Here is an 18,688-nt window from a genome sequence, read left to right as displayed (position 1 = left end):
TTTTACGAATTCAGCTTCCCTATTATACCGTAATCCCACGCAAACTGTCAAAAAAAATGAAAATTTATGCTATAATAAAAGGAACATTTGTTCAGAAGGGAGAAAGGCCCATGACCGAGGCAGTATCCATAGAAATCACCGTAAAAAATATCGTGTTCCAGGCATCTTCCGGAACCTTCTGTGTGTTCCGGGGAGAAAATCCGGAAACCGGTGCCTTTTCGGTGGTCTACAAGGGCCAGGCTCCTTTTGCAGGGGAACAGGTACGGCTCGTGGGTCAGTGGGGCGAGCATCCCCGGTTCGGACGCCAGTTCCAGGCCGGCAGCTGGGAGGCCATCCAGCCCAAGGGGGAAGAAGGGCTGGTGCGGATGCTGGGCAGCGGTGTGCTGAAGGGCGTTGGGCCGGCCATGGCCCAGCGCATTGTGGACAGGTTCGGGGACAGGACCCTGGAAGTGCTGGAAAGGACCCCGGAACGGCTGCAGGAAGTCCACGGCATCGGCAAAAAAAAGGCCGAGGCCATTGTGGCCTCCTATGGCGAACTGCGGGATACCCGGGAACTGGTGTTCTTTCTGGAAACCCATGGCATCAGCGGGAATTATGCGCCTCGCATCCAGGCGCTGTATGGCAATACGGCAGTGACCCGGATCAGCAACAATCCCTATTGCCTAGCGGAGGATGTGGAGGGCATCGGCTTTCGGACGGCGGATTCCTTGGCCCGCAGCCTGGGGTTCGATGAACTTTCGGAGGACCGGATCCGGGCGGGCATCCACTTTACCCTGCTCCAGGGGGCCAGCCAGGGCCATACCTGTGTGCCTGACCAGTGGCTGGTGACTATGGCGGCCAGGGTGCTGCAGGTGGATCCCCTGGAGGTGGGTCAGGTGTTCCGGCAGTTGCTGAAGGACAATCTGCTGCGGACGGAGGATGTGGGGGACCATCTGTGCGTCTACCCAGAATTCCTGTATCGGGCGGAGAAAGGTGTGGCGCATCGGCTGCTGGCGCTGCGGGACAACGTGAACCAGCTGTGGAAGGTGGACTACCAGAAAATCATCCGGGAATGGGAACAGGACGAGAACATCCAGCTGGCACCGGAACAGGCGGAAGCGGTGAAGGCCTCTGTGGATCACGGGGTATTCGTGCTCACCGGTGGTCCCGGTACCGGGAAGACTACCGTGGTGAAGGGCATCCTTTCGGTGATGGAACAGGCGGGCTGTAAGATCCTGCTGGCGGCGCCCACAGGACGGGCGGCCAAACGGCTGGCGGAAAGCGCCGGCAAACCGGCCCAGACCGTACACCGGCTGCTGGAATATACCCCCAGCGGGGACGAGGGGGATGCCATCTGGGGGCGCAACGAGGACAACCCCCTGGAAGCGGACGCAGTGATCGTGGACGAAGCCTCCATGCTGGACATTGTGCTCATGTACAATTTATTGAAGGCCCTGCCCCTGGGCTGCCGGCTGATCCTGGTGGGGGACGTGGACCAGCTGCCCAGCGTGGGCCCGGGTTCCGTGCTGCAGGATATCATCCGCAGCGACACCATGCCCGTGGTCCGGCTGGAAAACGTGTTCCGCCAGGCGGAGCAGAGTCCCATTGTGCGCAATGCCCACCGGATCAACCAGGGCCTGATGCCCCAATGGGAGGGGGAGAAGGATTTTACCTTCAAGGAATGCAGTTCGGAAGAGGAGACCATGCACTATGTGGTGGATCTGTACCAGCAGCTTTCTGCCCGGGCCCCTCTGGAAAGCGTCCAGGTACTGACTCCCATGCACAGGAATTTGTGCGGGGTGGAGAACCTGAATACGCTGCTCCAGGCCCGTATGAATCCCCCTGCCGAAGACAAGGCGGAATTCCGGAACAGCTTCCTGACCCTGCGGGAAGGGGACAAGGTGATGCAGATCCGCAACAATTATGAAAAGAACGTGTTCAACGGGGACATCGGCAAGGTGATCCATATCCAGGGTGCCTTTGTGACCGTGGACTTCCCCGACCGTCCGGAGGGAGAAAGTGTGACCTACGAAGGGGCCGAAGTGGCGGACTTGCGTCTGGCCTACGCCATGAGCGTACACAAATCCCAGGGCAGCGAATATGCCACGGTGATCATGCCCCTGGTACCCAGCCAGTACATCATGCTCCAGCGGAATCTGTTCTATACGGCCATTACCCGGGCCAAGAAGCAGGTGCACCTGGCCGGCAGCAAGCGGGCCATGCGAACAGCCGTGGAAAACGACAAGACCCGGAAGCGGTACAGCCTGCTGGCCGAGAGATTGAAAAGAGGATAAGCCCTCTGGGCGATCTGGCGACGGAGGCGACGAGAAGGAGCCTCCTAGTCCCGTGGAGAACGGACGCCCCTTATGGGTCGTCCCTACGCAGCATTATCACTAACCACTAACCACTATCCACTGGAGGAAACCATGTTATCGACCTTGTTTTCCCTTCTCTCCGACCTGTTCTACCCCCACAACTGCCCGGGCTGCGGGGAACCGGTTCCCGGCCCTCTGGCTCTGTGCGACCGGTGCCGGGAGGGAGTGTACCATCCCCGGCCCTTTCACCCGGACAGCCTGGGGTGCCCCCATCTGGACGGGTTGTTTTTTCTGTTCGACTATGCCGGGGCCATCCAGGAGGCCCTGCACAAGACAAAATTCGAAAAAAGAGAAGACCTGCTGCCCCGGCTGGCCCGGGAGTGGCAGGCAGGGGTGGCGCAGGAGGGGCGCTTTGCCTGGCAGCTGCCGGCAGAGGTGGACCTTGGGGTGACGGCCATTCCCACGGATCCGGCCCGGCGGAAACAGCGGAGCTACGATGTGCCCGAAGAGATCTTCCGGCCTTGGGCCCTGAAAAACGGGTACCGGTGGGCTCCGCTGTTGCAGAGGGTGCGGCCTACCCGGCCCCAGTTCAGCCTGACACCGGCGGAACGGAAAGAGAACATCCGGGGCTGCTTTGCCCTGGCACCTGAAGCTTTGATGCCGGACATCGTGCTCCTGTGCGATGACATCTGCACCACCGGCGCCACCCTGGAGGAGGCGGCCAGGGTGCTGAAGCAGGGCGGGGTCCAAAAAGTGTACGGCCTGGCCCTGGCCAGCAGCAATTAGGCTCGTCCTCCTTTCACAGACATTTCAAAAACATTCTGGTATCCTATAGATATATTATATTGTAAGGACAGGTAGTATCTACAATGGTTGAACAGCGACAGTCTTTTCTGCCCCGGGCGGGGCTCCTGGTGGCCCTGGGGATCCTGATCCCCTTTGTGACAGGTCACGGCTTCGGCATGGCCGGCAACATCCTTTTGCCCATGCACTTTACGGTGCTGCTTTCGGGCTTTCTTCTGGGTCCCCAGGGCGGCCTGCTGGTGGGAGTGATGACCCCGATCCTGTCCAGCCTGCTCACGGGCATGCCCCCGGCTTTTCCCATGCTGCCCGCTATGGTGGGCGAACTGGGAACCTACGGGCTTGCCACCGGAGCCCTGTGGCAGCGGGGCAAAGGCCTGTACATCTCCCTTCTGGGAGCCATGGTGCTGGGCCGGGTGGTCCACGCTTTGCTCATGGCCTGTTTCATTGCCTGGCAGGGGAAGGCCATCGGGCTTTCCCTGCTGTTCTTCCTGGTCCAGGGCATCCCCGGCACGGTGTTGCAGCTGGTGCTTTTGCCTGTGATCCTGCGCCGGTTGGGCCTGGAACGTCCGGCCGCCACGGAAACGGATCTCTGTCGGCCGACACCTGCTGTCTTACAGAAAGGAAATGATTCCATGGAAACTCTCATCCAGGAACAGATGGAGCAGATCCTCCATCACGGGCAATCCATTGCCCTTATTAAAAATCACAATGTCATCTTCACCGACCGCAGCCGGGGCGTCATGCCTCTGCTGAAGCTGCTGGACAAGCAGCCGGAGCTGCTCCGGGATGCACTGGTGGTGGACAAGATCATCGGCAAGGCGGCGGCCATGCTGCTGACGCTGGGCGGGGTGAAGGAAATCCACACGTACATGCTCAGCAGAAACGGCCGGGCCTTCCTGGAAAGGCACCACATCCCGGTAACGGCCCAATGCCACATCGACATGATCCAGAACCGGCAGAAGGACGGCATCTGTCCCTTTGAAAAGAGCGTACTGGATACGGAGGATCTGGAAGAGGCCTATGCCCGGCTGAAGGCCACGGCCCGGCGGCTCATGGCCGGCCATACCCCCCGGGAAGGGAGAAAGGAAGCATGAAACGGCCATCCCTCCTGGCCATGGGGCTGCGCCAGGGCACATCCTGGCTGCGGCTCCTGAAGGTGCTGCGGGAATTCAGGGGGGCCGCCCTCCTGACTCCCATCACCGTCATGGGGGAAGTGGTGTTCGAGGCCCTGATCCCTTATGAAATTGCCCTGCTGGTCAACGAGGTCAAGGAGGGCTGCGGGCTGGACCGGATCCTCCATTACGGGTGGATCCTGCTGCTGATGGCCCTGGCCGCCCTGTTCTTCGGGTATATTACAGGGCTGGCCTGTGCCCGGTCTTCCTGCGGCTTTGCCCGGAACCTGCGCCAGGACGTGTTCTACCAGATCCAGCGGTTTTCCTTCACCAACCTGGACCGGTTTTCTTCCGCCTCTCTGGTGACCCGGCTCACCACCGATATCCAGAACATCCAGATGGCCTTCATGATGCTGGTCCGCACGGCCTTCAGGGCCCCCTTCAACCTGCTGGCGTCTTTTTTTATGGCCTGGTACATGGGAGGCAGCATGGCCCTGTGCTTTCTGGTGGTGATCCCCATCCTGGGGGTGGGACTGTACAGGATTGCCGTGGTGTCCGTGGCCCAGTTCCGGGTGGGGTTCCCCCAGTACGATGCTCTGAACTATAAAGTGGAAGAGAATATCAAGGGCATCCGGGTGGTGAAATCCTTTGTACGGGAAGAAAAGGAAATCTCCAAATTCGACGAAACGGCCCAAAAGGTGCAGCAGCTCTTTACCAGGGGCGAACGGTATGTGGCCCTGAACAATCCGTTGATGCAGATCTGCATCTATGGAGTCATGGTGTTCCTGCTCACCCAGGGGTCCCGGCTGATCCTGACCACACAGGGACGGGCCCTGGATATCGGGCAGTTTTCCACCCTGCTCACCTACAGCTTTCAGATCCTGGGTTCACTCATGATGCTGTCCATGATCATGGTCATGCTGACCTTTACGGAAGAAAGCGTCAAGCGGGTCATGGAAGTGCTGGAGGAACAGAGCACCCTCACTTCTCCGGAGAATCCGGTGGAAAGGGTCCCTGATGGATCCGTGGAATTCGACCATGTGGAATTTTCCTATGAAGGCAGCACAGGGGAACCGGTGCTGCAGGATATCCAGCTGAAGGTCAAGAGCGGGGAGACCCTGGGCATCGTGGGAGGGACCGGCAGCGGCAAATCCTCCCTGGTGCAGCTGATCCCCCGACTGTACGACGCAACAGGCGGCAGCGTGAAAGTGGGCGGCGTGGACGTGCGCCGCTACGGGCTGGAATCTTTGCGGGAAAACGTGGCCATGGTCCTGCAGAAAAATGTGCTGTTTTCCGGTACCCTGGCGGACAATCTGCGCTGGGGCAATCCCCAGGCCACCCGGGAGGAAATCGAAGAAGCCAGCCGGTGGGCCTGTGCGGACGAATTCATCAGGCGGCTGCCTGGGGGCTACGACACCTGGGTGGAGCAGGGGGGCACCAACTTTTCCGGAGGCCAGAAACAGCGCCTGTGCATCGCCCGGGCCCTGCTGAAACGGCCGAAGATCCTGATCCTGGACGACAGTACCTCCGCCGTGGACACGAAAACAGACCGGAAGATCTGGGAAGCCCTGCGCACCGCCCTGCCCGGCACCACCACCTTCATCATTGCCCAGCGGCTCAGTTCGGTGGAAAACGCCGACCGGATCCTGGTGCTGGACAAGGGGCATATGGACGGCCTGGGGACCCACAGAGAACTTCTGGCGACCAATGCCATCTACCAGGAAATGGCCCGGTCCCAGAATCTGACAGGAGCAGCAGGAAAGGAGGAGACCGGTCATGGCCAGAATCACACCTGACACCAGAAAAAATCAGGTATTGAGCTTTCCCCTGGCCTGGCGGTTCTTTCGCACCCTGTGGAGCTTCTATCCCCGGCTGCTGCCCGCCATCCTGATACTGATCCTGGTCAACGCCACCATCCTGTCCCTGCCTGCTGTGTTCATGCAGAAGGTGGTGGCCGCCCTGCAGGAGGCATGGACCCTGGGCCTGGGCTGGGAGGCGGTGCAGGACCGGATCTTCGGCTATGTGCGGATCCTGGCCCTGCTCTACATGGTCTCTCTTGTGGCCAATGTAACCTACAACCAGCTGCTGGCCGTACTGAACCAGGGAAGCCTGGCCCGGTTCCGGGAAAAACTGTTCCGCCACCTGGAAACCCTGCCCCTGCGGTATTTCGACCAGCACCAGCGGGGGGATGTGATGAGCTGTTTCACCAACGATGTGGATGCCCTGCGGCAGATGATTTCCCAGTCATTCCCCCAGCTGTGCGTCACGGCGGTGACCCTCACCGTCCTGATGGCCATCATGCTGTATTACAGCCTGTGGATGAGCCTGGTGGTGGCAGGCGGTTCTCTCTGGTCCATTGTGATCACCCGGAAGGTGGGGGGCCGCAGCGCCACCTATTTCATGAAGCAGCAGCATACCCTGGCGGCCTGTGAGGGCTTTATGGAAGAAAGCATCAACGGGGGCAAGGTCATCAAGGTGTTCAACCACGAGGAGCGCTCCCGGGAGGATTTTGACCGGGTGAACCAGGAACTGTATGAGGCCTCCTGCAAGGCCAACCAGTATTCCAACACCCTGATGCCCATCCTGAACAACGTAAGCTATCTGATTTACATCGTTGTGGCCTGTGCCGGGGGCTTCTTCCTGGAGCATCAGGTGCCCAACCTGTCCCTGTCCGGACTGCCCTTCAGCCTGTCCGTGATGATTCCCTTCCTGGGCATGAGCCGCCAGTTCGCCACCAACATCCAGATGATCTCCCCACAGATCAACGCCATCGTCCTGGGCATGGCCGGAGCCCAGCGGATCTTTGCCCTTCTGGACGAACCGCCGGAGCAGGATGGAGGCACGGTGGAGCTGCAGCCCCTGCCCCGGAAAGAGGGAAAGGGACTGCGCCAGTGGGCCTGGGCCATCCCGAAAAAAGAGGGCCGGCCGGAGCTGCGGCCCCTGACCGGCGAAGTACACTTTGCCCATGTGGATTTCGGGTATGAACCCGGCAAGACCATCCTCCATGACATCACCATCGATGCCCTGCCCGGACAGAAGATTGCTCTGGTGGGGGCCACCGGCGCCGGCAAGACCACCATCACCAACCTGCTGAACCGGTTCTACGACATTGCAGCGGGGACCATCACCTACGACGGCATCCCCCTGGAGCAGATCCGGAAACCGTCCCTGCGGAAATCCCTGGGTATGGTGCTGCAGGATACGGTGCTGTTTACGGCCAGCGTGCTGGAAAACATCCGGTATGGACGACTGGATGCCACCGACGAAGAGTGCGTGGCTGCGGCCAGACTGGCCGGTGCCGACGACTTCATCCGCCACCTGCCCCAGGGGTACGCCACGGTGCTGAGAGGCGCCGGGACCAGCCTGAGCCAGGGCCAGTGCCAGCTGCTTGCCATTGCAAGGGCTGCGGTGGCCGATCCGCCGGTGATGATCCTGGACGAAGCCACGTCCAGCATCGATACCCGGACAGAACAGATCGTCCAGCGGGGCATGGACGCCCTGATGGAAGGGCGGACCGTGTTCGTCATCGCCCACCGGCTGTCCACCGTACGCAATGCCGACCAGATCCTGGTGCTGGACCAGGGGCGGATCGTGGAGCGGGGCAGCCACCAGCAGCTGCTGGCCCAGAAGGGCATGTACTACCAGCTGTACACCCATACCTTTGAGCTGGAGTGAAAAGGGATGTAAACCATACAGAAAGGACCTGTCCCCGAATTGGAGGACAGGTCCTTTTTCAGTCTGGAGACAGGTTCCTAGTGATTGCTTTGGGAAGCCGTCTTTTCTTTCGGTACAATATCTCCGATCCCGTTCAAAATATAATGGGGCTGGTAGCTGAACCGTTTGATGTTTTCCCGGTTGGAGACACCGGTGAGCACCAGCACCGTTTCCATGCCGCTTTCCACGCCGCCGATCACGTCCGTATCCATCCGGTCGCCGATCATCACTGCATCTTCCGAATGGACGCCCAGCCGCTTCAGGCCTGTGCGCATCATGAGAGGGTTGGGCTTGCCGATGAAATAGGCTTTTTTGCCCGTGGCCAGTTCAATGGGTGCAATGAGGGCCCGGCAGGCAGGAATGATGCCCCGGTCACTGGGGCCGGTCATGTCGCTGTTGGTGCCGATCAGCTTGGCGCCCTTGTGGATCAGTTCCGTTGCCTTGATGATCATTTCATAGTTGTAGCCAGTGGTTTCGCCCACCACCACATATTCCGGGTTCACGTCGTTGTAGGTGATGCCCGCATCATATAAGGCGTTCATCAGGCCGTGGGCTCCGATGATGTAGGCCGAGCAGCCGGGGGCCTGGGTCTTCAGGAAATGGGCCGTAGCCAGGGCACTGGTGTAGAAGTGGTCTTCTTCAATGTCCAGCCCCATGGCCAGCAGTTTCTTCCGCAGTTCCAGAGGGGACCGTTCGCTGGAGTTGGTCAGGAACAGGAACTGTTTCTTTTCCTTCTTCAGCCAGGCCACGAATTCCTTTACCCCGGGCAGCAGGGTACTGCCGTGGTAGATTACACCGTCCATATCGCTGATGAACCCCTTTTTCTCCCGGATGATGTTCAAATCTCTCATATCATGCGCCTCCTTGTGCATCGCTGTTTTTTATGTAATGGTATTTATTCCCATTATGGAAGGTTTCCCGGGAAAAAGCAAGAGAGAGCCTGTAAAGGTTCTGTTACATTTCCGTAAAACCGGCCCCTTTCTCCTTTTTTGCGGGTATGGTACAATAAAAGATACTGTTAAGGAGGAAAGATCGACGTGACTGTGAAACGACCCCTTCTGACGGCAGTGGAAACCTACCGTCAGTCTCATGTATATCCTCTCCATACCCCCGGACACAAGGGGGGAAGGGGAGCGGACCCGGCCCTGCGCCATCTGGTGGGGGACGTGGCCCTGGAAAGCGATGTCAGTTTGATGGAGGAACTGGATGACATCCACCATCCGGAAGGGTGCATCCGGGAGGCAGAGAAACTGGCTGCCGAAGTCTATGGTTCCGACAGGTGCTTTCTGGGGGTGAACGGGACCACCGGGGTGATCCACGGCATGCTGCTGGGCGCCCTGCGGCCCGGAGACCGGATCCTGGTGCCCCGGAACAGCCACCGCAGCGTACTGGGGGGACTGATCCTGGCAGGGCTGGAACCGGTGTATGTACAGCCGGCCTATGACGAACAATGGCGTCTCATCCTGCAATTGAGCCCGGAACAGGTGGAGGCGGCCTTTGCCCGGCACCCGGACCTGAAGGCTGTCTTCCTGACCACGCCCAACTATTTTGGCCTGGCTGCGGATACGAAACGGATTGCAGAAATCGCCCATGGGCACGGCGCCGTGCTGCTGGTGGACGAGGCCCACGGACCCCATCTGGGCTTTTCCGACCTGCTGCCTCCCGGCGCCATGGAGTGCGGAGCGGATGCGGCGGCCCAGAGCACCCACAAGATCGTGGGGGCCATGACTCAGTGCAGCCTGCTGCAGGTGCGCTATGGACGCCTGCGGCCGGAGGCCATGGAGCAGGCCATGAGCCTGGTGACCACCACCAGCCCCAACTATTTGCTGATGGGGGCCCTGGACGGGGCCCGGGCCCAGCTGGCTGAAAAAGGGGCCGCCATGGCGGCCGCGTCCGTACGGGCGGCAAGCCATGGCGGCCGCGTCCGTACGGGCGGCAACCGTCCTGCGGAAAGCGCTGCACCGGGTGCCCGGGCTGCCGGTGCTGGAAAAGGAACTGAACGGCAGGGGCGGCGTAGTGGCCCTGGATCCGGGAAAGGTGACCATCCAGGTGAGCCGGCTGGGCATCACCGGACCGGAAGCGGCCGATGCGCTGCGCCGGGCCGGCATCGCCGTGGAACTGGTGGACCAGGATCATGTGCTCTTCCTGGTGACCTATGCGGACGATAATCCGGAATTTCCGGCCATTGCTCAGCGCATCGCCACAGTGCTGGAAAAAATGCGGAAACCCCGGCGGGATCTGCCGCCTGTACCACCGGTGCTCTCCATACCGGAACAGGTGCTGACACCCCGGGAGGCGTTCTTCGCCCCCAAGGAAAGGGTGTCCTTCCGGGAAGCAGCCGGACGGGTGGCTGGCGAGACCCTGAGCTTCTACCCGCCGGGGATCCCCCTGATCATGCCGGGAGAACGGCTGACAAAAGAACTCATCGCCTTCAGCCTGCAGCTGCAGGAAAAAAGACTCCAGGTGAGCGGGCCCCGGGACCCCTCCCTGCAGACATTCGAGGTATTGGTATGAAGAAAAAAGGTTTGTTCATTACCCTGGAAGGGCCCGACGGGGGCGGCAAGACCACCCAGGCCCATAAACTGGTGGACTGGTTCAGATTGTACGGCCGTCAGGTGGTGCTGACCCGGGAACCCGGGGGCACCGATGCGGCGGAACGGATCCGGGAACTGGTGCTGGACCCGGCCTATGCCATTTCGGCCCAGACGGAGACCCTGCTGCACCTGGCGGCCCGGGCAGATCATGTGGACAAGGTAATCCGTCCGGCCCTGGCAGAGGGAAAAGTGGTACTCTGTGACCGGTTCAGCGATTCCACCCTGGTGTACCAGGGCATTCTGCGCCACATGGACCTGGCCCGGCTGCGGAAACTGAACGATTTTTCCACAGGGGGGCTGCGTCCGGACGTGACCATCCTTCTGGATGGGGACCCCCGGGTGCTGCTGCAACGTCGGAACGAACGGGGTGTGGTGGACAAGTTCGAGCTCCAGGGGCTGGAATTCCACGACGCCGTGCGGGCGGGTTACCTGCAGCTGGCCCAGGAGGAACCGGATCGGATCCTGGTGGTGGACGCCACCCGGGACCCGGAAGTGGTCATGGAAGAAATCATCAAGAAACTGGAAGGGCTGGTCTGAAACCAGGCAGCACTGGAAAAGGATTGCACTATGTGGGATACCATCATTGGACACCGAACCGAAAAAGAATTCCTGCAGAATATGCTGAAGGGAGAGCGGAAGACGCCGTCCCTGCTGTTCTACGGGCCGGAGGGCATCGGCAAGAAAAAGCTGGCCCGGGCCTTCAGCAGGAGCTTTTTGTGCACCGGGGACCCGTTTGTGCCCTGCCACTGCGCCAGCTGCCGGGCCATGGAGGCGGACGCCCACCCGGATTTCCTGGAGGTGGGGCCTTCGGGCAAAAGCAAAGGCATCGGTGTGGACGCCATCCATGCCCTGTCGGCCCAGGCAGCCTTCGGGCCCCGGCTGTCCAGATACAAGGTGTGCCTCATCGACCAGGCCCATACCATGCGGGAAGAGGCCCAGAACAGCCTGCTCAAGCTGCTGGAGGAACCGCCGGACTTCTGGCTGTTCCTGCTGGTGGCGGACCAGGTGGAATGGCTGCTGCCCACCATCCGCAGCCGGCTCATCGAGCTGCGGTTCGATCCTCTTTCTGAGAAAGAGACGGAGCAGGTGCTGGAGACCATCACCGTACCGGAAGACTGCCGGCCGGCTGCCCTGGCCGATGTGTCCCAGGACGCAGTGCAGGACCGGTGGCGGCAGCAGAGGCCCGTCCTGGCCCGTCTGGCCGGAGGTTCGGCCGGGAAGGCCCTGGAATGGTTCCGACTGGACGCCCTGACCCTGCGGGAAGAGATGCTGGACCTTCTGGAACAATCTGGCCGGGACGACCTGCTGGTGTATACCAGTGGCCTGCCCTGGCTGACGAAGAATGACCGGGCAGAAGGCCTGGTGCTTATGGAACTGCTGCTGCTGCTGCTGCGGGACGGCCTGTTTTTGACCATGGGACTGCCCCAGCCCCTATACAATGAAGATCTGCGCCAGCGGCTGGGCCTGTTTTTCACCGACTGGACCGAGCCCCAGGTGCGCCGGGCCATGGAACTGGGGGAAGAAGCCCGGCAGGCCATCGGATCCTTTGTCAGCCGGCGGCTGGCCCTGGAAGGCCTGTTTTTGGAAATCCATCAATTGCACAGTTGATTTGACATAAAGGAGAAACCTATGGAAACCATCGTTGGAGTCCGGTTCAAGAGAGCCGGTAAAATCTACTATTTCTCTCCGGGGGAATACCACCTGGAGAAGGGGGACCACGTAATCGTGGAAACGGCCCGGGGCATTGAATACGGGGAAGTGATGATCCCTCAGCAGGAAGTGGAGGACAGCAAGATCGTGTCTCCCCTGAAGACCGTGATCCGGGTAGCCACCGAAGCGGACGCCCGGAAGGTGGAGGAGAACCACCGGAAAGAAAAAGAGGCCTTCGTCATCTGCGAAAAGAAGATTGCGGCCCGGAAACTGGCCATGCATCTGGTGAACGTGGAATACACCTTTGACGTGGGCAAAATTATTTTTTACTTTACCGCCGACGGGCGCATCGACTTCCGGGAACTGGTCAAAGACCTGGCCGCCGTGTTCCGCACCCGCATCGAATTGCGGCAGATCGGCGTCCGGGACGAGGCAAAGATGCTGGGCGGCATCGGCTGCTGCGGGCGTCCCCTGTGCTGTGCCACCTTCCTGGGGGATTTTGAACCGGTATCCATTAAAATGGCCAAGGAACAGAACCTGTCCCTGAATCCCACCAAGATTTCCGGCATCTGCGGCCGCCTGCTGTGCTGCCTGAAGTATGAAAGCGACATGTACTGCGGAAAATGCTGCAAGAAACGGGACAAGAAAAAGGAACACCATTTTGTGCCCCGGCCGGGCATGAAGGTGGTGACCCCCAGCGGGGAAGGGATGATCATGAGCATCAGCCGGAGAGAACAGACCGTGACCGTGGAGGTTTCTCCGGGCAACCGGGTGACCGTGGCCTGGGATGAGGTCATGGAAGCGGCGAAAGTGGAGAAAAAATGAGGGAGACCCTTCGGCAGGACTGCCTGCCTGACGGCGTGACCACCATCTGGCAGGACGCAAAAGAGTTCTGCTTCACCACGGATGCCGTGTTCCTGGCAGCCTTTCCCCATCTGGCGAAGAAGGCGAAGGTGCTGGAGCTGGGCTGCGGCACCGGGGCTGTGAGCCTGCTTCTGGCCAACCGGGGTGCGGCACAGGTGCTTGGGGTGGACATCAACGCCCATGTGGTGGAGCTGCTGCAGCGGAGCATCCTGGACAACCACCTGGAGGACCGGGTGGAGGCCAGGGCGCTGGACCTGCGGAACTACAAAGAACTTCCCTGTGACGCCATGGATCTGGTGGCGGCCAATCCGCCCTACCGCATCGGAGGCCGGAAGCGGCAGGTGGGGCAGGCGGCCTGTCATGAAGTGGGGACAACCCTGGAGGATTTTTTCCGGGCGGCGGCCTACGCCCTGAAGACAAAGGGCCGGTTCGCCCTGGTGCAGCTGCCTGAACGGTTCACCGATGCGGTGAAGCTGGGGCTTACGTACAACCTGGAACTGAAACGGCTGCAGTGGGTCCACAGTTATGTGGACCGGCCCGCCTGGATCTTCCTGGCAGAATTCGTGAAGGGCGGACGGCCCGGACTGGAGGTATTGCCGCCCCTCATCATGTATAACAGAGACGGCAGCTACAGCCGGCAGACACTGGTTTATTACGGGAAAGAAGAGGCAGAAGAACATGGAAAATGAAAAAGGCACCCTGTACCTGTGTGCCACGCCCATCGGCAACCTGGAGGATATGACGCCCAGGGCAGTGCGGATGCTGCAGGAGGCGGACCTGATCGCCGCCGAGGATACCCGGCACACCCGGCAACTGCTGACCCATTTCGGGATCCACGGGCAACTGATCAGCTACCACGAACACAACAAGGAAAAACAGGGACCGGTGCTGCTGGAAGCCCTGGAAAATGGCAAGGACATCGCTCTGGTGACGGATGCCGGGTTCCCCGGGATTTCGGACCCGGGGGAACTGATCGCCCAGCAGGCCATTGCGGCGGGGATCCAGGTGGTGCCCGTGCCCGGGGCCAATGCCTGCCTGACCGCTCTGGTGGCTTCCGGCCTGCCCAGCACCCCGTTCTTTTTCGGGGCCTTCCTGCCCAAGAGCCGGAAGAACCGGAAGGAAAAGCTGGAGGAATGGAAGCACATCCCGGCTACGATGGTGTTATATGAAGCACCCCACCGGATCCTGGATGTGCTCCAGGATATGGAAGAGGTGTGGGGCGACCGGAAAATGACCCTGGGACGGGAGCTGACCAAGCTCCACGAAGAGTTCTTCCGGGGAACCATTTCCACCTGCCGTCAGCATCTGCAGGAAGGACCCATCCGGGGTGAATTCGTGCTGGTGGTGGAGCAGGGGAAAGTGGAAAAAGAAGAGCCTCAGGGAGATCCCCTGGACGCGGTGAAAAAACTGATCGCCCAGGGTACCGATAAAAAAGAAGCCCTGGTCCAGGTGGCCAAGGCGTATAAAGTACCCAAACGGGAATTGTACAATCGATTGGTGAGGGAATGATAAAGGGGCTGTTGCATGAGCAACAGCCCTGTCATACGTCATAGGCCAAAGGAAGCCAGCTTTTGCTGCCCTTTTTCACCCCTTCAGCTCCCGGCAGATTTCTTGGAACTCTGGCGCAAAGATGCTGTCTTTGGGCCAGATGAAATCGAAGGGATGCACCATGGAAAAATCTTTCAAAGGAAGCAGGCGGATCCGTCCGTCTGCGATTTCTTTTTCTACAGCGATCCGATACAGAAAGGTGATCCCGCAGTCTTCTTCCAGCAGCTGGATCAGGGCGTGCATGTTCCCAATCTGGATCCGGTGGGCGAACTGGTCCAGGGTAAGGCCCTGGAGAGCCAGGTTCCGCTCCAGGATGTTCCGGGTCCCGGAGCCCGGTTCCCGCACCAGCAGACGTTCTCCCAGAAGATCCCGGCAGAGTTCCGGTTCCCGGGCGAAAGCGTGGGAAGCTGCAGCCACTGGGACAAAAGGTTCCAGCCGGAAAAGAAGATGGTCATAGGAACCCGGGGGATAATAGCCTTCTACCAGGGCGAAATCCAGTTCCCCCTGGTCTAGACGGTGGAGCAGATCCTGGGTATTCCCGAAAATAAGGGTCAGTTCCACATCCGGATGGGCCTTCAGGTAACGGGCTGCCGGCTGGGCGATGCCATATTCTCCGATGGTCATGGTGACGCCGAAAGTGACTCGGCGGATCCCTTTCTGACAAGCTTCCATCTTCCGGGCCAGCAGGGTCTCGTCATTCTGCAGGAGCCGGGCATAGGCGGCCAGGGTCTTTCCGGCAGGGGTCAGGGCCAGGGTTTTGCCCTGATGGGTGAACAGGGGCAGGCCGTAGCGTTTTTCCAGGGCATGGATGTGCTGGGAGACGGCTGGCTGGGTCAGGAAGAGCTGCCGGGCGGCCTGGGTGAAGTTCATGGTCTGGCAGACACAGAGAAAGGTACGTAGCTGGGTATCCATCATTTCCTCCATAACGATATTTTATTATTCCATTATAAACCATAATTTCATCTTTTTGACTGATTTCTTTATAATACAGGAAGCGACCAAATGATGAAAGGGGAAATCTGCCATGTATCAAAGAGGAAAAGGAATCCTGGCCTGCCTGGCCATTGCGGTGCCGGCCTGGTTTTTCGGAAAATTGTTCCCGGTGATCGGGGGTGCCGTCATCGCCATCCTGATGGGGATGATCATCACCCTGTTCTGGAAGGAAAAAGGAGCTGCCGGGCCGGGGATCCAGTGGACCAGCAAAGTGGTGCTCCAGGCTGCGGTGGTGTTCCTGGGCTTCGGACTGGACCTCCATGCAGTGGCTGCCACGGGAAAGCAGTCACTGCCCATCATCCTTTCCACCATCACCACTTCTCTGGTGCTTTCCTATGTACTGCACCGTCTCCTGGTGATTCCTACGAAGATTTCTACCTTGGTGGGCGTAGGGTCTTCCATCTGCGGGGGATCCGCTATCGCAGCGGCTGCTCCGGCCATCCAGGCGGACGATGAAGAAGTGGCTCAGGCCATTTCCGTGATCTTTTTCTTCAACGTACTGGCTGCCATCCTGTTCCCCCTCTTGGGGACGGCCCTGGGGTTCAGCACCGTCAGCGGGGAAGGCTTTGGGATCTTTGCTGGGACGGCGGTCAATGATACTTCTTCCGTAACGGCAGCCGCTGCTACCTGGGACAGCATGTGGAACCTGGGTACAGCTACGCTGGATAAAGCGGTGACGGTGAAACTGACCCGGACCTTGGCCATCATCCCCATCACCTTGGGCCTGTCTGTGTATTATGGAAAGAAAGGTACAGCAGCGGGCCAAAAATTCCAGGTGAAGAAAGCCGTCCCGGTCTTTGTGCTGTATTTCATCCTGGCTTCCCTGGTGACCACCCTGGCCCTCCAGATGGGCGTGAGCGCCGGTGTCTTTGCGCCTTTGAAGACATTGAGCAAGTTCCTGATCGTCATGGCCATGGCCGCCATCGGACTGAACAGCAATATCGTGAAGCTGATCCGTACTGGCGGCAAACCCATCCTGCTGGGAGGCTGCTGCTGGATCGGGATCACGGCAGTGAGCCTGGCCCTGCAGAAGGTGCTGGGGTTGTGGTGAAAAAGGGGGTATTGCACCGAACGTGCAACACCCCCTTTTTTCGTGCATCTCTGGCTTTTTTGTGATATCATAGATAGTCAGTGAATTATTTTTTGTTAAAGGGGAATGACTATGACGAAACCTGCTTTTTATATTACGACGCCCATTTACTATCCCAGCGCCGACCTGCATATCGGCCATGCCTACTGCACCACCATCGCCGACACCATCGCCCGGTACAAACGGGCCAATGGCTTTGATGTCCAGTTCATCACCGGCAGTGACGAACATGGCCAGAAAATCCAGCGGAAAGCCGAAGCCAACGGGGTGAAACCCATCGAATACACCGACAAGATCGTGGCCGACTTCAAGAAACTGTGGGAGATGCTGGGGGTCAGCTACACCTCCTTCGTTCGCACTTCCAGCAAGGAACACGAAAAAACCGTCCAGACCCTGCTCCAGAAAGTATGGGAACAGGGGGATATCTACAAGAAGGACTATGAAGGCCTGTACTGCGTGCCCTGCGAATCCTTCTGGACCGAACACCAGGTGGAGGAAGCCGGCGGCGTGTGCCCCGACTGCGGCCGTCCGGTAGAAAAAATGAAGGAATCCAGTTATTTCTTCCGCATTTCCAAATATGCAGACCGGATCCTGGATTACATTGAAAAGAACCCGGACTTCATCCAGCCTGTATCCCGCCGCAACGAAATGATCAATTTCATCAAACAGGGTCTGGAAGACCTGTGCATCAGCCGCAGCAGCTTCGACTGGGGCATTCCCGTTCCCTTCGACACCAAACACGTGGTGTATGTATGGTTCGATGCGCTGCTGGCTTATTTCACCGGCATCGGGTTCGGCCAGGATATGGACAAATTCAACCGGTTCTGGCCTGCTGACCTGCACCTGGTGGGGAAGGAAATCGTCCGCTTCCATACCATCATCTGGCCGGCCATGCTGATGGCCATGGGCTTCGATCTGCCCAAGGAAGTGTACGGCCATGGCTGGCTGGTGGTGGACGGGGACAAAATGTCCAAGTCCAAGGGTAATGTGGTGGACCCGGTGAAACCCATCCAGGAATTCGGCGCTGATGCCGTCCGGTACTTCCTGCTGCGGGAAATCAACCTGGGCAGCGACGGCAACTATTCCCGCAAGGCCCTGATCAAACGGTTCAACGCCGATTTGGCCAACGACCTGGGCAACCTGCAGTACCGGACCGTTTCCATGATCGACAAGTACCATGGGGGCATTGTCCACAAAACCGTGGTGGAAGGCAATGAAGTGGATGAGAAATTCCGTGGCCTGGCTGCCGAGACCCTGAAGAACTATCGGGCGGCCATGGATCGATACGCCCTGAACGATGGGATCAAAGCTGTCTGGTCCTATATCGGCGCCGCCAACAAATACATCGACGAAACCACCCCATGGATCCTGGCCAAGGATCCGGCCCAGGCCAAACGGCTGGAAGCGGTGATGTACAATCTGGCCGATGCGGTACGGAACATCGCCATCCTGATTTCTTCCATGATGCCTTTCTCCGCACCGAAGATCTTCGAACAGCTGGGTCTGCCGGTTCCGGAACAGTTTGATCTGAACGAAGTGGCCTGGGGCAACTTCCCTGATGGCACGAAAGTACAGAAGGGCCAGCCCATCTTCCCGCGGATCGAGGAGGAAGAAGAGGCGAAACCGGCTGCCAAGGCAGAACCGAAAGCCAAAAAGGCGGAAAAGAAAGCCGACAAAAAGACCGCCGGTGTGGTCACTCCTGACCAGTGCACCATCGATGACTTTGGCAAACTGGACCTGCGGGTGGGGACCATCCTGAAGGCCGAAAAGATGGAAAACGCCGACAAGCTGCTGAAGCTGGAAGTGAAAGTGGGCGACGAGAACCGCACCATCGTGTCCGGCATTGCTCCCTATTATCAGGAAGAGGAACTGGTGGGCAAAAATGTGATCGTCATCGCCAACCTGAAGCCGGCCAAACTCCGGGGTGTGGAATCCCGGGGCATGCTGCTGGCCGCTTCCGATGGAAAGGGCAACCTGAAGCTGGCGGAAGTGCCGGGGATTGCCTCCGGCAGCCGGGTGAAATAA

The 18,688-nt window shown here is 59.4% G+C and carries 16 protein-coding genes; 14 read left to right on the top strand and 2 right to left on the bottom strand.

Translation table 11 applies throughout. The features are described 5' to 3' along the window. Window positions 1–110 precede the first annotated feature (110 nt). The 5 genes from recD2 (at window position 111) to BQ5462_RS08950 (ending at window position 7,885) form a co-directional block, all read left to right on the top strand. Window positions 111–2,273 carry an SF1B family DNA helicase RecD2 gene (recD2, locus tag BQ5462_RS08970; RefSeq protein WP_071142985.1) on the top strand — a complete coding sequence of 721 codons (2,163 nt, stop codon included), beginning with the start codon at window positions 111–113 and terminating at the stop codon, window positions 2,271–2,273. Window positions 2,274–2,405: 132 nt separating this feature from the next. Next, a complete protein-coding gene (locus BQ5462_RS08965) occupies window positions 2,406–3,080 on the top strand; it encodes a ComF family protein (RefSeq protein WP_143038044.1) in 675 nt (224 codons plus the stop codon). A gap of 83 nt (window positions 3,081–3,163) precedes the next feature. Beyond that, window positions 3,164–4,192: an ECF transporter S component gene (locus BQ5462_RS08960; protein WP_071142983.1), complete on the top strand. Its 1,029-nt coding sequence runs from the start codon at window positions 3,164–3,166 to the stop codon at window positions 4,190–4,192. Continuing rightward, window positions 4,189–6,006: an ABC transporter ATP-binding protein gene (locus BQ5462_RS08955; protein ID WP_235819615.1), complete on the top strand. Its 1,818-nt coding sequence runs from the start codon at window positions 4,189–4,191 to the stop codon at window positions 6,004–6,006. Before BQ5462_RS08960 ends, BQ5462_RS08955 begins: the two co-directional genes overlap by 4 nt. Next, window positions 5,987–7,885 (top strand): ABC transporter ATP-binding protein, encoded by a 1,899-nt coding sequence (locus BQ5462_RS08950; protein WP_071142982.1) that lies wholly within the window; start codon window positions 5,987–5,989, stop codon window positions 7,883–7,885. The genes BQ5462_RS08955 and BQ5462_RS08950 overlap by 20 nt, the downstream gene beginning before the upstream one ends. 77 nt (window positions 7,886–7,962) lie before the next feature. Here the strand turns inward: BQ5462_RS08950 and BQ5462_RS08945 are convergent, their stop codons facing one another. Beyond that, window positions 7,963–8,775: an HAD-IIA family hydrolase gene (locus tag BQ5462_RS08945; protein ID WP_071142981.1), complete on the bottom strand. Its 813-nt coding sequence runs from the start codon at window positions 8,773–8,775 to the stop codon at window positions 7,963–7,965. Between the two features lie 186 nt (window positions 8,776–8,961). Between BQ5462_RS08945 and BQ5462_RS08940 the strand changes: the two genes are divergently transcribed. From BQ5462_RS08940 to rsmI, 7 genes are read left to right on the top strand one after another with little or no spacing between them, the layout of a single operon-like run. Continuing rightward, window positions 8,962–10,092 (top strand): aminotransferase class I/II-fold pyridoxal phosphate-dependent enzyme, encoded by a 1,131-nt coding sequence (locus tag BQ5462_RS08940; RefSeq protein ID WP_235819614.1) that lies wholly within the window; start codon window positions 8,962–8,964, stop codon window positions 10,090–10,092. A gap of 49 nt (window positions 10,093–10,141) precedes the next feature. Next, window positions 10,142–10,438: an Orn/Lys/Arg family decarboxylase gene (locus BQ5462_RS11460; RefSeq protein WP_235819639.1), complete on the top strand. Its 297-nt coding sequence runs from the start codon at window positions 10,142–10,144 to the stop codon at window positions 10,436–10,438. After that, window positions 10,435–11,055 carry a dTMP kinase gene (gene tmk, locus BQ5462_RS08935; protein ID WP_071142980.1) on the top strand — a complete coding sequence of 207 codons (621 nt, stop codon included), beginning with the start codon at window positions 10,435–10,437 and terminating at the stop codon, window positions 11,053–11,055. The genes BQ5462_RS11460 and tmk overlap by 4 nt, the downstream gene beginning before the upstream one ends. A gap of 30 nt (window positions 11,056–11,085) precedes the next feature. Next, entirely contained in the window at window positions 11,086–12,126 is a 1,041-nt protein-coding gene (locus BQ5462_RS08930; RefSeq protein ID WP_071142979.1) for a DNA polymerase III subunit, read from the top strand. A 21-nt stretch (window positions 12,127–12,147) separates the two neighbouring features. Beyond that, the gene (locus BQ5462_RS08925; RefSeq protein ID WP_071142978.1) at window positions 12,148–12,993 is read left to right on the top strand and encodes a PSP1 domain-containing protein; all 846 of its coding nucleotides are present in this window, start codon (window positions 12,148–12,150) and stop codon (window positions 12,991–12,993) included. Next, window positions 12,990–13,721, top strand: a complete 732-nt coding sequence (locus BQ5462_RS08920; RefSeq protein WP_071142977.1) for a tRNA1(Val) (adenine(37)-N6)-methyltransferase — start codon at window positions 12,990–12,992, stop codon at window positions 13,719–13,721. Before BQ5462_RS08925 ends, BQ5462_RS08920 begins: the two co-directional genes overlap by 4 nt. Continuing rightward, entirely contained in the window at window positions 13,711–14,541 is an 831-nt protein-coding gene (gene rsmI, locus BQ5462_RS08915; protein WP_071142976.1) for a 16S rRNA (cytidine(1402)-2'-O)-methyltransferase, read from the top strand. The genes BQ5462_RS08920 and rsmI overlap by 11 nt, the downstream gene beginning before the upstream one ends. A gap of 75 nt (window positions 14,542–14,616) precedes the next feature. Here the strand turns inward: rsmI and BQ5462_RS08910 are convergent, their stop codons facing one another. Continuing rightward, complete coding sequence (locus BQ5462_RS08910; protein WP_071142975.1) at window positions 14,617–15,495, bottom strand: LysR substrate-binding domain-containing protein; 879 nt, start codon at window positions 15,493–15,495, stop codon at window positions 14,617–14,619. Between the two features lie 109 nt (window positions 15,496–15,604). Between BQ5462_RS08910 and BQ5462_RS08905 the strand changes: the two genes are divergently transcribed. Next, entirely contained in the window at window positions 15,605–16,624 is a 1,020-nt protein-coding gene (locus BQ5462_RS08905) for a YeiH family protein (RefSeq protein WP_071142974.1), read from the top strand. Window positions 16,625–16,735: 111 nt separating this feature from the next. Further along, window positions 16,736–18,688, top strand: a complete 1,953-nt coding sequence (gene metG / locus BQ5462_RS08900; RefSeq protein ID WP_071142973.1) for a methionine--tRNA ligase — start codon at window positions 16,736–16,738, stop codon at window positions 18,686–18,688.

The sequence above is a fragment of the Acidaminococcus timonensis genome (genome assembly GCF_900106585.1).
Lineage (GTDB): Bacteria > Bacillota > Negativicutes > Acidaminococcales > Acidaminococcaceae > Acidaminococcus > Acidaminococcus timonensis.
This window is presented reverse-complemented; position numbering and strand designations above follow the sequence as displayed.

Coding starts and splice junctions, on each gene's coding strand:
- recD2 (WP_071142985.1), top strand. CDS start 111: ATGACCGAGGCAGTATCCATAGAAATCACCGTAAAAAATATCGTGTTC.
- BQ5462_RS08965 (WP_143038044.1), top strand. CDS start 2,406: ATGTTATCGACCTTGTTTTCCCTTCTCTCCGACCTGTTCTACCCCCAC.
- BQ5462_RS08960 (WP_071142983.1), top strand. CDS start 3,164: ATGGTTGAACAGCGACAGTCTTTTCTGCCCCGGGCGGGGCTCCTGGTG.
- BQ5462_RS08955 (WP_235819615.1), top strand. CDS start 4,189: ATGAAACGGCCATCCCTCCTGGCCATGGGGCTGCGCCAGGGCACATCC.
- BQ5462_RS08950 (WP_071142982.1), top strand. CDS start 5,987: ATGGCCAGAATCACACCTGACACCAGAAAAAATCAGGTATTGAGCTTT.
- BQ5462_RS08945 (WP_071142981.1), bottom strand. CDS start 8,775: ATGAGAGATTTGAACATCATCCGGGAGAAAAAGGGGTTCATCAGCGAT.
- BQ5462_RS11460 (WP_235819639.1), top strand. CDS start 10,142: ATGCGGAAACCCCGGCGGGATCTGCCGCCTGTACCACCGGTGCTCTCC.
- tmk (WP_071142980.1), top strand. CDS start 10,435: ATGAAGAAAAAAGGTTTGTTCATTACCCTGGAAGGGCCCGACGGGGGC.
- BQ5462_RS08930 (WP_071142979.1), top strand. CDS start 11,086: ATGTGGGATACCATCATTGGACACCGAACCGAAAAAGAATTCCTGCAG.
- BQ5462_RS08925 (WP_071142978.1), top strand. CDS start 12,148: ATGGAAACCATCGTTGGAGTCCGGTTCAAGAGAGCCGGTAAAATCTAC.
- BQ5462_RS08920 (WP_071142977.1), top strand. CDS start 12,990: ATGAGGGAGACCCTTCGGCAGGACTGCCTGCCTGACGGCGTGACCACC.
- rsmI (WP_071142976.1), top strand. CDS start 13,711: ATGGAAAATGAAAAAGGCACCCTGTACCTGTGTGCCACGCCCATCGGC.
- BQ5462_RS08910 (WP_071142975.1), bottom strand. CDS start 15,495: ATGATGGATACCCAGCTACGTACCTTTCTCTGTGTCTGCCAGACCATG.
- BQ5462_RS08905 (WP_071142974.1), top strand. CDS start 15,605: ATGTATCAAAGAGGAAAAGGAATCCTGGCCTGCCTGGCCATTGCGGTG.
- metG (WP_071142973.1), top strand. CDS start 16,736: ATGACGAAACCTGCTTTTTATATTACGACGCCCATTTACTATCCCAGC.